The organism is Tenacibaculum sp. nBUS_03 (assembly GCF_051201695.1).
In the GTDB taxonomy this organism is placed as follows: domain Bacteria; phylum Bacteroidota; class Bacteroidia; order Flavobacteriales; family Flavobacteriaceae; genus Polaribacter.
The window spans coordinates 2463202-2477512 of sequence record NZ_CP179214.1 but is presented as its reverse complement, the minus strand read 5'-3'; the positions used below and the strand labels follow the sequence as shown (position 1 = coordinate 2477512).

The following is a 14311-nucleotide window of genomic DNA, read 5'->3' as shown; positions in this document are numbered from 1 at the left end:
GATAAAATTATTAATAGATTAAATCATATATGTGTTTTAAAAATAGAGTATTTGTAGTACTCGCTATTAGTCTTTTTTTAAGTTGTGTTCAAACTAATCAATACCTAAAAGCGAATGTTTTTATAGGTGATGTCATTATAGAAAATAAAGAAGATTTAAGAAAAATTGCACAGCATAAATATACTGAAATAACAGGAAGTCTTGTTATTAAAGGTGCGGACGATATTGAAATTTTAACTGGGTTAGAGTCCATTAAAAAAATCGGAAAAACACTAAAAGTAATTGCAAATATTAATCTAAAGAGTTTACAAGGAATACGTTCTTTAGAGTTTATTGGTGGTGATTTTAATATTCAGTATAATTCTTCATTAGCTAATATTACTAGCTTAAAAAAACTTTCAGAAATTAAATCGTCATTAATAATTGTAGGGAATAACTCGTTAACAAGTTTGAAGGGTTTGGAAGGTATTAAGGCTGTAAGTGAAGATTTAACTATTGTCAATAATCCTTTATTGAAAAATTTAAAAGCTTTAAAAAATATAAAAAGTATAGAGGGAGCTTTTACTATTGGAGGAAACAAACAGTTAAAGAATTTAAAAGGATTGGAAAGCATTACTACTCTAAAAGAGGTTAAAATAGATAATAATCCATCTCTTGAAAGTTTAGTAGGATTAAATAATCTTACATCTATCGATGGAAGTTTATGGCTACATAAGAATTTATTGCTTAAAAACTTAGAAGGTTTGAATAATTTGGTAGCAGTAGAATCTGACGTAACAATAGAAGGATCTGAAAAGTGTTCCATTGAAAGCATGGAAGCTTTAGGTAATTTAAATTATGTTGGAGGAAGGTTTTATATACTAAAAAATAAAGCATTAAAAAGTCTTAAGGGTTTAGATAACTTGAGTCATGTTAAGAATGGTTTAATTATAGAATCAAATCAATTGCTCCATGATTATTGTGCTTTAAAGAAACTGTTAACAAAAGAAAAACAGTTTTTCTCTCTACATAGAAGGAAACGCCGAAAACCCTTCAATAAAAGATATTTTAAAAAGAAGATGCAATGCTAACTAACTTATTTTAATTTGGTGAATAAGTCCCATAAAACAACGCCACAGCTTACAGATATATTTAAAGAATGTTTGGTGCCTAGTTGAGGTATTTCAATACAAGTATTAGAAATAGAAACTACTTCTTGTTGTACGCCTTTAACTTCGTTTCCAAACACAACAGCATACTTTTGGTTACTTTCAGGAGTAAAAGCATTTAACATAGTACTATTCTCAGCTTGTTCAATACTTAAAACTTTTACATTTTCACTTTTTAAACGTTCAACTAATTCTATAGTATTTTCTATATATTCCCAGTCTACTGATTCAGTGGCACCTAAAGCTGTTTTATGAATTTCTTTGTTAGGAGGTATAGCAGTAATACCACACAAATAAATTTTTTCAATTAAAAAAGCATCAGAAGTTCTAAAAACAGAGCCTATATTATTTAAGCTTCTAATATTATCTAAAATTACTAAAATTGGAGTTTTTGAAGTTTCTTTAAACTCTTCAACACTAATTCTACCTAATTCGTTGTTTTTAAGTTTTCTCATTGCTGTTCATATTAGTTAAAAATTCTAGGTTTTTAGTATAAAACAGAGCACTAAAAACCAACAACTAGTCACTTTTTTTTATCTTCGCAAAACTAACTGAAAAAATCCATAAACTTGGCAAAAGCAAAGGCAAAAAAGGTAACACCATTAATGCAACAGTATAATGGAATTAAATCTAAATATCCAGATGCAATGTTGTTATTTAGAGTGGGAGATTTTTATGAAACTTTTGGTGAAGATGCGGTAAAAGCATCTGAAGTTTTGGGCATTATATTAACTAAAAGAGGAGCCGGAAGTGAAAGTGAAACAGCTTTGGCTGGTTTTCCTCATCATTCATTAAATACGTATTTACCTAAATTAGTAAAATCAGGATTACGTGTTGCTATTTGTGATCAGTTAGAAGATCCAAAAATGACTAAAAAGATTGTAAAACGAGGAGTTACTGAATTAGTAACCCCTGGTGTTGCTTTAAATGATGATATTTTACAATCAAAATCCAATAATTTTTTAGCAGCTGTTCATTTTGGAAAAAAATTAATTGGAGTGTCTTTTTTAGACGTTTCTACTGGTGAGTTTTTAATTGCACAAGGAAATGAAGAATATGTTGATAAGCTGTTGCAAAACTTTGAACCAAGTGAAGTACTTGTTCAAAAACAGTTTAAACAACGTTTTTTAGAATTGTTTACAGATAGATTTCATACTTTTTATATAGAAGATTGGGTATTTCAAAAAGATTATGGTTTTGAAACCTTAACAAATCACTTTAAAGTAAATAATTTGAAAGGATTTGGTGTTGATGAATTAGAATACGGTATTGTGGCTGGAGGAGCAGCCATGTATTACCTTTCAGAAACACAACATAATAAATTAGAACATATCCAATCTATTAGCAGAATTGCTGAAGATAATTATGTTTGGATGGATCGATTTACAATTAGAAATTTAGAATTACACGGTGGTAACTCAGTAAATTCTGTTTCTTTATTAAATATTATAGATAAAACAATTTCTCCCATGGGAGGAAGGTTACTAAAGCGATGGTTAGCACTTCCTTTAAAAGAATTAGATGCTATTAATCAACGTCATGAATTAGTAAAATTTTTAATTAATACAGATGCTTTTTTAGAGACTGTTACCTATCAGTTAAAACAAATTTCTGATATAGAACGCTTAATATCTAAAGTAGCTACAGGTAAAGTATCTCCAAGAGAGGTTATTTTACTTAAAAACTCTTTAAAAGCAATAATCCCAATAAAAACAGCTGCTGAGAACAGTAAAAACGGGTCTGTAAAACTAATAGGAAAACAGTTAAACGACTGTAAAGAACTTATTGATAAAATTACAAGAACTGTTTTTGAAGAAGCACCAGTAAATATTAATAAAGGAAACGCTATAGCTAATGGAGTTTCTGAAGAATTAGATGAACTTCGAAACATATCCAATTCTGGTAAAGAATATTTAGATGAAATGCTTGCGCGAGAAACCCAGCAAACGGGTATTTCAAGTTTAAAAATAGCTTTTAATAATGTGTTTGGGTATTATATTGAAGTTAGAAATACGCATAAAGATAAAGTTCCCGAAGAGTGGATTCGAAAACAAACTTTAGTAAATGCTGAACGTTATATTACTGAAGAATTAAAAGAGTATGAGGCTAAAATTTTAGGAGCTGAAGAAAAAATACAATCACTAGAAACTGAAATTTTTGGAAAGCTTGTTAATTATATCATTGGTTTTGTGCAACCAGTGCAACATAATGCGCAATTAATAGCACAGATTGATTGTTTGTTATCATTTGCCACATTAGCTATTGACAATAATTATGTACGTCCTATTGTTGATAAAAGTACGGATATTGAAATAAAAAATGGAAGACATCCAGTTATTGAAAAGCAGCTGCCTATAGGAGAAGAATACATAGCAAACGATGTTGTATTAAATAGAAATCAGCAACAAGTAATTATGATTACTGGACCTAATATGTCAGGTAAATCGGCCATATTACGTCAAACTGCTTTGATTGTTTTACTTGCTCAAATGGGAAGTTATGTACCTGCCCAAAATGCACGTATAGGTTTGGTAGATAAAATATTTACAAGAGTAGGTGCAAGTGATAATATATCTATGGGAGAATCTACTTTTATGGTAGAAATGAATGAAACAGCTTCAATTTTGAATAATATTTCAGAAAGAAGTTTAGTGTTGTTAGATGAAATTGGTAGAGGAACTTCTACTTATGATGGAATTTCTATTGCTTGGGCAATTGCTGAATATTTACATGAACACCCCTCTAAAGCAAAAACATTATTTGCTACCCATTACCATGAGCTTAATGAAATGACTACTACTTTTGAGCGAATAAAAAACTTTAATGTATCTGTAAAAGAATTAAAAGATAGTATTATTTTCTTAAGAAAATTAGTGTCTGGAGGAAGTAATCATAGTTTTGGTATTCATGTAGCAAAATTAGCAGGAATGCCTTCTATGGTGATTCGAAGAGCTAACAAAATACTGAAACAATTAGAAGAAACTCATGCTCATAGCGAAGTAAAGGATACTTTAAAAAATGTGAATAATGAGGAAATGCAGTTGAGTTTTTTCCAGTTAGATGATCCTTTATTAGAAGATTTGAGAGAAGAAATACTTACCACTAATATCGATACTCTTACACCTATTGAAGCCTTAATGAAACTTAATGAAATCAAGCGTATGTTGGTGAAGAAATAAATGATGTTTTTTGTATTTAGTAACAGAAAAAGTTAAAATAATATCCAATAAAAATTATTGGATATTATTAAAAGTGATTAGTTAAATTTATAGTTCTAAACGGTGATCACAGTACCAATTGTCACCATTAAAATAACATTCTCCAGGACATTGCATTTTACACCACTGCTCTTCAGTTACCGTAAAAAAACCACCAGTTATATTCATTTGCTCGTTTTTATCTAGAGCTTTACCAAATTTTTTTATTTTTTTCATTATTAAAGTTTTAATTATTTCTCCTACTCTATTGATAAGCTTTTCGGATTTCGCTTTTAAGTTTCGAAACATTGCGAAGTTAATTTGAAAGAATATTGTTTAAAAAACTCTAATATTCAAATTCATTAATTTGATGTTGTTTACAAAAGGTATGAATTTGAATGGTTGGTTTTAAATTCTCTTAATAGTCTCAAATTCATTAATTTAAAACTTTATTTAATTATGTAAATGATTGTTTTATAATGATTTAGTATTTAGTTATGATGTACCGATCCAATGTATTGTTAATCAATTCATTTTTTTAATTAAATTCATGGAGAATTAAATCAATTAAACTATGAATACAAAATTTTTAAATTTAGGAAGAGTACTAAAAAAAAGAGAGTTATTTAATTTGGTGTCTGGAGCAGCACCACCAGACTGTGAAGGAGGACAGGTTTTGAGTCCTATTTATGGGATTTGCATGGATCCTTCAGAAGTTGGAGGAATTAATGTTGATGGTTGTAGTGATATTGGTATACCTTAAAATTACATTGTTATTAAAAAGTAGGATTGGTTAAAAATCCTACTTATTTATTTTTTAAATTTATGATTTACATATTGTTTGGGAGTAATTCCGGTAATTTGTTTAAAATGTTTATTAAAAGAGTTTAAACTTTTATAACCTATACTTTCTGCTATGGCTTTTAAGGTAAACTTTCTATATATAGAGTCTTCTTCAAGTTTTAGTAAAATATATTTAATACGTAATTCGTTTGTATATTCAATAAATGTTTTTCCCCAGTATTTATTGATTATTTTTGATACATAAGTAGAGTTCACACCAATTTTTTTCGATAGCATATTAAGAGAATAATCTTGTAATTTAAATAATTCTTCTTTTTCTATTTTTTTTATTGAACTAAGAATACTAGATGCTTTTTCTTCATCAATTTTAATTACGGGTTGATTAGATTTGTTATCTTTTATCGTCTCTATAAAATCTAACAAATTTTGGATTTTGGATGTTAGGTTTTTCTTTTGATTTCTAGTATAAAAAAAAGTAAGGGATATCGTAATACATATAAATACTCCAAAAAGTATTAAATATGAATTTAAGTATTTGACCGTATTTTTCGTGGCATTTAGTTTTTCTAAGATCTTTTTTTTCTCTCAACTCATTATCAGTAAATATGCTGATTTTAAGATCGCTATTATTTTTATAAAAAGCATCTAGTTGTGAATTATATAGTTGAGAGTATTTAAATGTATTTTCTATATCCCCAAAATTTCTGCAAATTTCTGCATAGTAATAATTTATAATAACACGATTTTTAAGGAGATTATATTTTTTTAAGTCTCTTTCATTTAAAGAATCAAATAGTTTTTTTGCCATTTTAAATTGCTTTAGAAAAAAATAGCATTCAGCCAACCGAAACTTAATTTGATAGGAGGTTTTTTTAAGGTTATTTAATTCAGACTTTGCTAAAATTTTTTCAAAATAAGGAATGGCTTTTTTGTATTCTTTTTTAAAAAAAAATAAAGTTCCGCTAAGCCCTAAAATTTGTAGGTTTTGTTCTAAGTTAGGATTAAAATTACTTTTGTTAATATGTTTTTTTGCCTCTAAAACGTAATACTCACATGAATCTAAGTATACTTTATTTTTTATAGAATCTTGTAAAAAAAATGCAAATACTCTATTACTTGTATTTAGGTAGGCATATAGTAAATTTTCATTGTAGAAAGGTTTGCTTAGTTTTGGTTTTAAATTTTTAATAGTTTTAATAGTATTACTACTAATTTTTAACCCCTTTTTACCAAGACCTAATAATGAATAACACCGACCCAATAAACGATTAAATTTTATTTGCATTTCAAGGTTATTCAATTCTTTTGATAAGACTAGCCCTTCATTTATTTTTAGATTAGCTTCTTCTAAATTGTGAATTTTAATAAGGTATAAACAGTAAAAATTGAGAATATAAATTTTATCCTCCCTTTTTATTTTAGAATCTCTCATTTTATTGAGAGTTATTTGTGCTTTTTTGAATAATTCTTCTGCTTCTTTATAATTGCTTTTTCTGCTTAGAATAAAACCTTTTCCTCCATATGCAAAAGCTTTTATATTTTTCTGTGTAGATGTTATGAGACTATCGCAATAAGACAGTGCCATATCGTTTGAAATATTAATTTTTTTATAAAAAATATCTCGGTAATTTTGAGAATTTAAAGACAGATGGTATATAAAACATAATAGAATTAATAAGAGTTTAATAGTTTTGCGCATAGTATACACCTAATTTTAAATAATTTTTGGTATCACCAATAGAGTTTAATACCCCAGAGTTTGTATCGAAATCAAAATTTATATTCTTTTTAAATATTTTATTTACTTGTAATTAGTTAGTTTACGACTAAATTACAAGAAAAGCTTTAGATGATATTTATTCTACGCTATTCTTTTTTCAAAAAAAAGGTACCCTTAGTAGAACATTATTTAACATCGTCTTCAGTTCCAAAAACACCATCTTTACCAGAAGAACTTAATACATATTTATTTCTATTTATAAATTCATAATGAAAGTTATTATTCCAATAATCTTTTGATAGGTTAGCTCTTAAAGGATTGTTTCTAATAACCATTTCTAGTTTTTCAGGATAGGTACCTAGAATAGATTTTTCATTATCTAATAACTCTTTAAGTTCCTTTATTTTTTGAGTAGTTATTGTGGTTCCTTTTGATGAAGGTATTAACATAAAAAAAGGTATAAAAACAATCATAACTCCTACTATTATAAAGACTCTTTCATAGGGTGAAATCATTCTTTTTTTAGGGAAACTATTCTCTTTTTCATATGCACGTTGCTTTTTTCTTTTTTTTCTAAAGAAAAACTCTTGAATATTTAAAATAATTTCAGAGATGCATTCTATCAAGTCTATCATAAAATACTATTCATTTATCAAAAATAAGTATTATCAAAACTACAAAATGAAGAATGAATATTCCTATTTTTGATCTCTATTATGAACCATGATATTAGCTTTAAACGAATTAATAAATTAGCCATTCCGGCTTTAATTGCTGGTGTTGCTGAACCCTTATTATCTACTACCGATTTAGCTATTGTAGGAAACATTCAAACCAATGCAACTGAAAGTATTGCGGCTATAGGAATTGTTGGAGCTTTTTTATCTATGTTAATTTGGGTTTTTGGTCAAACAAGAAGTGGTATATCATCAATAATATCTCAATATTTGGGAGCTGATAAACTAAATGAAGTTAAAGAATTACCCGCTCAAGCAATTGTGATAGTGGTAAGTATTAGCTTTGTTATCTTAGCAATAAGTTACCCTTTTACTAAGGAGATTTTTCAATTTTATAATGCCTCCGGAACTATTTTAGAATATTCAATAACTTATTATAAAATTAGAGTTTTTGGTTTTCCTTTTACATTATTAGTTATAGCTATATTTGGTATATTTAGAGGTTTACAAAACACGTATTATCCTATGCTTATAGCTATAGTTGGTACAATTGTAAATGTTTTGTTAGATGTTATTTTAGTATATGGTATAGAAAATTATATTCCTGCAATGAACATCGAGGGAGCTGCTTACGCAAGTGTTTTTGCTCAAATAACGATGGCATTGATGTCAGTATTTTTAGTACTAAAAAAAACAAACATATCATTAAAGTTTTCACTGCCTTTTAATAAAGAAATCCATCGATTTATAATTATGGTAGCAAATTTATTTGTACGAACAATAGCTTTAAATGTAGCGCTATATTTTGCTACTTCATATGCTACTGATTATGGAAAAGAATATATTGCTGCCTATACTATTGGACTTAATATTTGGTTAATGGGAGCTTTTATGATAGATGGATATTCAAGTGCTGGAAATATTTTATCCGGAAAACTAGTTGGAGCTAAAGCATACAAAACATTAATTTTATTAGGAAGAAAATTAATTATTTATGGGTTGCTTTTTGGTGGAATAATAGCATTAATAGGTTTTGTTTTTTATGACTTTATAGGAAGAATATTTACACAGGAAACAGTTGTTTTAGAACAGTTTTATAATACTTTTTGGATTATTTTAGCAATGCAACCTTTTTGTGCAATTGCTTTTATTTATGATGGTATTTTTAAAGGGTTAGGAGAAACAAAATATTTACGAAACATATTACTACTTTCTACGTTACTAGTATTTATACCTGTATTGTTAGTTTTTGATGCCATGAATTATAAGTTATATGCTATTTGGATGGCATTTTATGGATGGATTATAGCACGAAGTATTCCATTAATTTTTGTGTTTCGAAAAAAGTTTTTAATGCTGTCAAGAGAAAATTAAAGTCTTTTTTCGAAAACTATTTTTGTTTGCTTACTTTCATTAGTATATACTTGAATAATATCAAACCCATTTTTTAAATTAAAGATTAGCATGGGTTTAAATCTATTCATAGATTTTGTTCTTAATTTTGAATATCCTTTTTTTTTGGCCCATTTTTCTTGTGAAAAAGCTAGCGTACTAGCAACTTTTCTCTTTCTATACTTTGGTAAAACTCCTCCAATCCAACTATAAAAAATAGTTTGATTGTATTGATATCCTATTTTAAAACCAATAGGAATATCGTCTTCATAAGCAATGATAGAAAGAACATCCTTTTTTTGTTTTATACGTTCAATAAAAAAATTAATTTGAGCATCTTCAAAAATTGAAGAATATAAATTAATTAAAACTTGTAGCTGTTTTTTTGTAGGATTTCCTGTAATTATATCTGTAAAAAAGTTTTGTTTCATCAAAATTTTATAAAAAGTAAAATTAAGATTATTTTTGATGAAATAAGATATAAAAGATGGCAACAACTCGACCTAACGGAAGTTTATACACAAAGATTGATACTAAAATAGCAACCATTGAGTTTGGGCACCCAGCAAGCAACTCTTTTCCTAGTGAATTATTAGAGCGATTAGCAAATAAATTTGATGAATTATCAAGTAATGATGAGGTTGCAGTTATAGTTTTAAAATCCGAGGGAAATAGAGCTTTTTGTGCTGGTGCTTCATTTGATGAATTAATGGCTATTGATAATCTTGTAGATGGAAAAAACTTCTTTTCAGGTTTTGCAAATGTTATTAATGCAATGCGTTCGTGCTCTAAATTAATAGTTGGTCGCGTACAAGGAAAAGCTGTAGGTGGTGGAGTAGGTTTAGCTGCTGCTTGTGATTATGTTTTAGCTACTGAACACGCAGCCATAAAATTATCAGAATTTACTATTGGTATTGGTTCGATTCGTAATAGCACCGGCAGTAAAACGTAAAGTAGGAGTAAGTGGATTGGCTGAATTGACTTTAGATGCTACAAGCTGGAAAAACGCTTACTGGGCAAAAGAAAAGGGTTTGTATGCACGAGTTTTTGAAAATATTGAACAGTTAGATAATGAAATTGAAGTTTTTACTGAGAAATTAGCTTCTTATAACCCTGAAGCTTTAGATGAAATGAAAAAAGCATTATGGATTGGAACTGAAAACTGGGATACTCTTTTAATTAATAGAGCAGAAACTTCTGGAAAGCTTGTCCTTTCTGATTTCACTAAAAATGCATTAAAAAAATTCAAGAGCTAAGAAATTAGCTCTTTTTGTCATAAAAATAATCTGGTTTCCATACTAAATTACCAAAAATAATTTTCAGTTTATGTTTTAAGGTTTTACACTTTTTAACATCTTTCCATATATTTTTATATTCAATAAAATTTATTTTAATTGGGTTATTTGTTTTAATATTTTTTGTTAATCCATAAAAAACTTTTTCTTCTTCTCTTTGAAATGTACCAAATAATTTATCCCAAATAATTAAGAAGCCACCATAATTTTTATCTAAATACTTGTTGTTTGATCCATGATGTACTCTATGAACAGAAGGGGTGTTAAAAATTTCATCTAACCAACCTAATTTACCAATATATTCAGTATGTACCCATGTTTGAAATTGGGCAACTAGTACCAATCCAATAATCGCTTGGAAAGGAGAAAAACCTATTAAAATCATCGGTATTAAGAAAATCCATTCAAATAAACCTTCAACAATACTTAAGCGCATTGAAATAGTTAAGTTATAATCTTCTGAAGAATGATGTACACTATGACTAGCCCACAAAATTCTATGTTCATGCTCTAAACGATGCATCCAATAATATGTAAAATCAGCAACTAAAAAAGCCAAAATCCAAGTAAAAATATTCATTGGTATTGATAATGGTGTTATCCAATGAAAGGGCATTAAACATACTACGCCGATAGAACCTATAATTGTTTTTTCACTTATTTGATTTATGAAAAAAATACTAATATTTGCAAACGAATCTTTCCAACGTCTTTTTTTTCTAATTAAAAAATCAATAAATAATTCAATTATAATTAAAGTTATATTAAATAAGAAGAAATAACCTATATACAACATGATATTAGATTCTTGAAACAAGTATGTTAATGTAGAAAAGCTCATTTTTAGTTGTTTTTATTTTCAGGAATAAAATAAGAGAACCATAAAAACGATAGTAGGTTTGTAAGCACCCATACCGAGCTCTTCCCTTGGAAAAAGGCTATGATAAAAGGGATATAGTAGAATCCTACAAAACCAATAAAACCTATATACCAATGACTACTAAAGACGTAATTTTTCATATTATTTAAAATTATAATACAAAATTAAACGATGAACGATAAGCACGTTTGTTCAATTAAGACATTTAAAGAATTGGAATATATATTTCGGTTATCAAATTTTCTTTAGGGGTTGTATCATCGTCATTTAGATAAAATTCTAGTATAGGTTTATCATCAAACTCTAAGCCTACATCAAGCATCCAGCGAGTGTAAATTTGATTGTAAGTTTTAAAACAGTTTTCATGACTTCCTTTATGAATAAATTTTGCATATTTTTGAGATGGAATATCTTTTATTAAAAATAATCCTTCTGGTTTAAAGATTTGATTATCGTTTAAAATTATTCCAGCATTATACCTACAATGGATTGAAGAAGAAAGTTCATTATCATCTAGAACTTCACTAAGAACAATTGTTTTTTCTGATAATAACTTTTTTTTACATGCATATTTTAAAAGTTTTTTCCAAGTTTTCTTAATTTCTTTAATATTCTCGTAAGCACCTTTATATTGTAAATAGACTATTTTAATTGAAGGAAGTATTTCAACTTTAAAATTTAGCTCTTGAGTAGTCTCATGTGGGTTCTTATTTTTTAAAATTTCATTTGTTATTTTTTGTTGTAATGCAAATGAATTTCTAAAATGAGAAGGATTACATCCAAAGTGCTTTTTAAAAGACTTACTAAAGGCAGCTATATCTCCATATCCTATTTCTAGGGCAATATCAGAAATTTTAACAGTGGAAAATTTTAAATATTCTGCAGCTTTTTCTAATCGTCTTCTCTTTATAAACTGACCAATAGTTTCATGTTGTAAAGCCAAAAATATTCGGTTGATGTTCCGATAAGAATAAAATGAAACCTCTTCGATATCTTCTGCTTTAATAGTAGATTTGAATTTCTTTTCAAGAAACTCCATTAATGTAGTATAACGATCTAATTGGGTTTGATTTTTCATACACCAAAGTTAAATATACTCTTATTTTCAATGTTTGTTAATTAAGGACAATTTAATCATAGAGTTAAACCAACAAAAGTTGAAAATACAAGTAAATTAAAATCAAAGTTGTATTTTTGGCGTTTAAAATATTTTGAAATTATGGGTGGAGATTATTTATTTGCCGTATTAGCATTTTTAGTTGCTATCGTATATTTTTTTAATAAATACAGAAGTAACAAAAAATTTAAAAGGTAGTGGCTAATATTAGAATTACAAAGCAATTTAGTTTCGAAACTGGACATGCATTATATGGTTATGATGGAAAGTGTAAAAACGTTCACGGCCATAGTTATAAATTATCAGTAACAGTTATAGGTGAGCCTATTAGCGATTCCTCTAATGTGAAATACGGGATGGTCATTGACTTTGGCGATTTAAAAAAAATTGTAAAAGAAGATATTGTTGATTTATTTGATCATGCAACAGTATTTAATAAAAACACACCTCATGTAGAATTAGCGAAAGAATTACAAGTTAGAGGGCACCATGTTATTTTAGTTGATTATCAGCCTACGAGTGAAATGATGATTATTGATTTTGCTAATAAAATTAAAAAGCGACTTCCTAAAAATATAAAGTTACATTCTTTAAAGTTACAAGAAACTGATACTAGTTTTGCGGAATGGCATGCTGAAGAAAATTAATTATCGAATTTTTGTAACATTTTAATATATTTTGCTACTTATTATTGGTAATCAAAATCAATTAATTATGGCTAGAAGTATATTTGAAAAGCTTTGCGAATTTTATAAATGTGAAATAAAGACTTTTAATAGAATTTTAGGAATTTATAAGTAAGGTATTTATTTACCATTAAATTCATTCATAGTATTAGCTAATCCTGCATTTATAAAAGAAGTTACCGCATTAACTGAGGTTGGTATGCGCTCTATCATTGCACTTTCTTCCTCTTTACTCCAGTTTCCTAATACAAAATCAACCTGACGACCTTTTCCATAGTTAGCACCTACACCGAAACGAAAACGAGGATAGGCTCCCGTATTAAATTTATCTTGAATATCTTTTAAACCATTATGACCTCCAGAGCTACCTTTTCCTTTAATACGAAGCTTACCAAAGTCAATATTTAAATCATCAGTAATAACCAGTAAATTTTCAACTTTAATATTCTCTTTTTTCATCCAATAAACAACTGCCTTTCCACTTAAATTCATATAAGTACTAGGCTTTAAAACAACAACCGTTTTGCCTTTAATTTTTAATTTGGCTATATCGCCTAGTTTGTCCGTTTCAAAGCTCTCTTGATGCTCTTTTACAAAGGCATCAACAATTTTGAATCCTATATTATGACGAGTATTTTGGTATTTTTCACCAATATTACCTAAACCAACAATTAAAAATTTTTTCATGGTATTTTTCTTTTTTGAATTAAAAATAGTTTTAAAAAAAGAGATCAAATTCATAGTGCAAACATAAAAAAAGCGTTACACAATGGTAACGCTTTTCTGTATTTTAATAGTAGTAGAAGTTTATTCTTCTGTTGCTTCTTCTTCAGAAGCCGCTTTAGATGCGTTACGAGACATACGAACTTGAGCTACTACAGTGTTTTCTGGGTGTAATAAAGAATAGTTATCATTCTTTAATTCAGTAACATATAATTTATTACCAATTTCTAATTCAGTAATATCAGCTTCAATAAAATCAGGTAAATTTGCTGGTAAAGCTTTTACTCTTAATTTACGTAAGTTGTGACGTAAAGCACCACCTACCATAACACCTTTAGAAACACCTACTAAACGTACAGGAATCTCCATAGTTACAGCTTTATCATCAAAAAGTTGATAAAAATCTACGTGTATAATTTTATCGGTTACTGGATGAAACTGAATATCTTGTAAAACTGCATTATAAGATGTTCCACCTAATTCAATCGTTGCAGTATATACATTTGGAGTAAACACTAAACTTTTGAAAGATAATTCTTCTGCTGAAAAGTGTACAGGTTTGTCTCCTCCGTATAATACGCAAGGAACCTTTCCAGCATTACGTAAGGCCTTAGTTGCTACTTTACCTACGCTTTCTCTTTGAGATCCATTGATTGTAATTGATTTCATTAC

At 27.9% G+C, this 14311-nt stretch carries 16 protein-coding genes and 1 pseudogene; 6 read left to right on the top strand and 11 right to left on the bottom strand.

What is annotated here, in order from left to right:
* The first annotated feature begins 29 nt into the window (after positions 1-29).
* Complete coding sequence (locus ACMFBB_RS11545) at positions 30-1070, top strand: hypothetical protein (RefSeq protein WP_435260930.1); 1041 nt, start codon at positions 30-32, stop codon at positions 1068-1070.
* A gap of 5 nt (positions 1071-1075) precedes the next feature.
* Here ACMFBB_RS11545 and ACMFBB_RS11540 read toward each other — a convergent pair whose 3' ends face one another.
* Complete coding sequence (locus ACMFBB_RS11540; protein ID WP_435260929.1) at positions 1076-1603, bottom strand: RNA methyltransferase; 528 nt, start codon at positions 1601-1603, stop codon at positions 1076-1078.
* A 114-nt stretch (positions 1604-1717) separates the two neighbouring features.
* On the opposite strand from ACMFBB_RS11540, the gene mutS reads away from it, so the two are divergent.
* Complete coding sequence (gene mutS, locus ACMFBB_RS11535; RefSeq protein ID WP_435260928.1) at positions 1718-4327, top strand: DNA mismatch repair protein MutS; 2610 nt, start codon at positions 1718-1720, stop codon at positions 4325-4327.
* A gap of 87 nt (positions 4328-4414) precedes the next feature.
* Here the strand turns inward: mutS and ACMFBB_RS11530 are convergent, their stop codons facing one another.
* Positions 4415-4582 carry a hypothetical protein gene (locus ACMFBB_RS11530; RefSeq protein WP_435260927.1) on the bottom strand — a complete coding sequence of 56 codons (168 nt, stop codon included), beginning with the start codon at positions 4580-4582 and terminating at the stop codon, positions 4415-4417.
* 337 nt (positions 4583-4919) lie between these two features.
* On the opposite strand from ACMFBB_RS11530, the gene ACMFBB_RS11525 reads away from it, so the two are divergent.
* Positions 4920-5108 carry a hypothetical protein gene (locus ACMFBB_RS11525; RefSeq protein ID WP_435260926.1) on the top strand — a complete coding sequence of 63 codons (189 nt, stop codon included), beginning with the start codon at positions 4920-4922 and terminating at the stop codon, positions 5106-5108.
* A gap of 47 nt (positions 5109-5155) precedes the next feature.
* On the opposite strand, the gene ACMFBB_RS11520 is transcribed toward ACMFBB_RS11525, so the two are convergent.
* The 3 genes from ACMFBB_RS11520 to ACMFBB_RS11510 form a co-directional block, all read right to left on the bottom strand.
* Entirely contained in the window at positions 5156-5572 is a 417-nt protein-coding gene (locus ACMFBB_RS11520) for a helix-turn-helix domain-containing protein (protein WP_435260925.1), read from the bottom strand.
* A 37-nt stretch (positions 5573-5609) separates the two neighbouring features.
* Positions 5610-6848, bottom strand: a complete 1239-nt coding sequence (locus ACMFBB_RS11515; protein ID WP_435260924.1) for a tetratricopeptide repeat protein — start codon at positions 6846-6848, stop codon at positions 5610-5612.
* Between the two features lie 206 nt (positions 6849-7054).
* Positions 7055-7504: a hypothetical protein gene (locus tag ACMFBB_RS11510; RefSeq protein WP_435260923.1), complete on the bottom strand. Its 450-nt coding sequence runs from the start codon at positions 7502-7504 to the stop codon at positions 7055-7057.
* An 81-nt stretch (positions 7505-7585) separates the two neighbouring features.
* Between ACMFBB_RS11510 and ACMFBB_RS11505 the strand changes: the two genes are divergently transcribed.
* Positions 7586-8920, top strand: a complete 1335-nt coding sequence (locus tag ACMFBB_RS11505; RefSeq protein WP_435260922.1) for an MATE family efflux transporter — start codon at positions 7586-7588, stop codon at positions 8918-8920.
* Here the strand turns inward: ACMFBB_RS11505 and ACMFBB_RS11500 are convergent.
* Entirely contained in the window at positions 8917-9369 is a 453-nt protein-coding gene (locus ACMFBB_RS11500; protein ID WP_435260921.1) for a GNAT family N-acetyltransferase, read from the bottom strand. The two genes, ACMFBB_RS11505 and ACMFBB_RS11500, sit on opposite strands and share 4 nt — an antisense overlap.
* A 56-nt stretch (positions 9370-9425) precedes the next feature.
* Here ACMFBB_RS11500 and ACMFBB_RS11495 point away from each other — a divergent pair.
* Positions 9426-10194: pseudogene (locus ACMFBB_RS11495) on the top strand (enoyl-CoA hydratase/isomerase family protein).
* Positions 10195-10198: 4 nt separating this feature from the next.
* Here ACMFBB_RS11495 and ACMFBB_RS11490 read toward each other — a convergent pair.
* The 3 genes from ACMFBB_RS11490 to ACMFBB_RS11480 all read right to left on the bottom strand — a co-directional run bounded on the left by ACMFBB_RS11490 (position 10199) and on the right by ACMFBB_RS11480 (position 12191).
* Positions 10199-11074, bottom strand: a complete 876-nt coding sequence (locus tag ACMFBB_RS11490; RefSeq protein WP_435260920.1) for a sterol desaturase family protein — start codon at positions 11072-11074, stop codon at positions 10199-10201.
* 2 nt (positions 11075-11076) lie between these two features.
* Positions 11077-11253 carry a hypothetical protein gene (locus tag ACMFBB_RS11485; protein ID WP_435260919.1) on the bottom strand — a complete coding sequence of 59 codons (177 nt, stop codon included), beginning with the start codon at positions 11251-11253 and terminating at the stop codon, positions 11077-11079.
* Between the two features lie 65 nt (positions 11254-11318).
* Positions 11319-12191, bottom strand: a complete 873-nt coding sequence (locus tag ACMFBB_RS11480; RefSeq protein WP_435260918.1) for an AraC family transcriptional regulator — start codon at positions 12189-12191, stop codon at positions 11319-11321.
* A gap of 236 nt (positions 12192-12427) precedes the next feature.
* Between ACMFBB_RS11480 and ACMFBB_RS11475 the strand changes: the two genes are divergently transcribed.
* Positions 12428-12877, top strand: a complete 450-nt coding sequence (locus ACMFBB_RS11475) for a 6-pyruvoyl trahydropterin synthase family protein (RefSeq protein WP_435260917.1) — start codon at positions 12428-12430, stop codon at positions 12875-12877.
* 159 nt (positions 12878-13036) lie between these two features.
* Here the strand turns inward: ACMFBB_RS11475 and pth are convergent, their stop codons facing one another.
* Positions 13037-13603 (bottom strand): aminoacyl-tRNA hydrolase, encoded by a 567-nt coding sequence (gene pth, locus ACMFBB_RS11470; RefSeq protein ID WP_435260916.1) that lies wholly within the window; start codon positions 13601-13603, stop codon positions 13037-13039.
* Between the two features lie 120 nt (positions 13604-13723).
* Positions 13724-14308: a 50S ribosomal protein L25/general stress protein Ctc gene (locus ACMFBB_RS11465; RefSeq protein WP_435260915.1), complete on the bottom strand. Its 585-nt coding sequence runs from the start codon at positions 14306-14308 to the stop codon at positions 13724-13726.
* Positions 14309-14311 lie beyond the last annotated feature (3 nt).

What these genes read in the sequence shown, in the direction of transcription:
- ACMFBB_RS11545 (WP_435260930.1), top strand. Translation starts at nt 30, where the DNA reads ATGTGTTTTAAAAATAGAGTATTTGTAGTACTCGCTATTAGTCTTTTT.
- ACMFBB_RS11540 (WP_435260929.1), bottom strand. Translation starts at nt 1,603, where the DNA reads ATGAGAAAACTTAAAAACAACGAATTAGGTAGAATTAGTGTTGAAGAG.
- ACMFBB_RS11530 (WP_435260927.1), bottom strand. Translation starts at nt 4,582, where the DNA reads ATGAAAAAAATAAAAAAATTTGGTAAAGCTCTAGATAAAAACGAGCAA.
- ACMFBB_RS11525 (WP_435260926.1), top strand. Translation starts at nt 4,920, where the DNA reads ATGAATACAAAATTTTTAAATTTAGGAAGAGTACTAAAAAAAAGAGAG.
- ACMFBB_RS11515 (WP_435260924.1), bottom strand. Translation starts at nt 6,848, where the DNA reads ATGCGCAAAACTATTAAACTCTTATTAATTCTATTATGTTTTATATAC.
- ACMFBB_RS11510 (WP_435260923.1), bottom strand. Translation starts at nt 7,504, where the DNA reads ATGATAGACTTGATAGAATGCATCTCTGAAATTATTTTAAATATTCAA.
- ACMFBB_RS11505 (WP_435260922.1), top strand. Translation starts at nt 7,586, where the DNA reads ATGAACCATGATATTAGCTTTAAACGAATTAATAAATTAGCCATTCCG.
- ACMFBB_RS11500 (WP_435260921.1), bottom strand. Translation starts at nt 9,369, where the DNA reads ATGAAACAAAACTTTTTTACAGATATAATTACAGGAAATCCTACAAAA.
- ACMFBB_RS11490 (WP_435260920.1), bottom strand. Translation starts at nt 11,074, where the DNA reads ATGAGCTTTTCTACATTAACATACTTGTTTCAAGAATCTAATATCATG.
- ACMFBB_RS11485 (WP_435260919.1), bottom strand. Translation starts at nt 11,253, where the DNA reads ATGAAAAATTACGTCTTTAGTAGTCATTGGTATATAGGTTTTATTGGT.
- ACMFBB_RS11480 (WP_435260918.1), bottom strand. Translation starts at nt 12,191, where the DNA reads ATGAAAAATCAAACCCAATTAGATCGTTATACTACATTAATGGAGTTT.
- pth (WP_435260916.1), bottom strand. Translation starts at nt 13,603, where the DNA reads ATGAAAAAATTTTTAATTGTTGGTTTAGGTAATATTGGTGAAAAATAC.
- ACMFBB_RS11465 (WP_435260915.1), bottom strand. Translation starts at nt 14,308, where the DNA reads ATGAAATCAATTACAATCAATGGATCTCAAAGAGAAAGCGTAGGTAAA.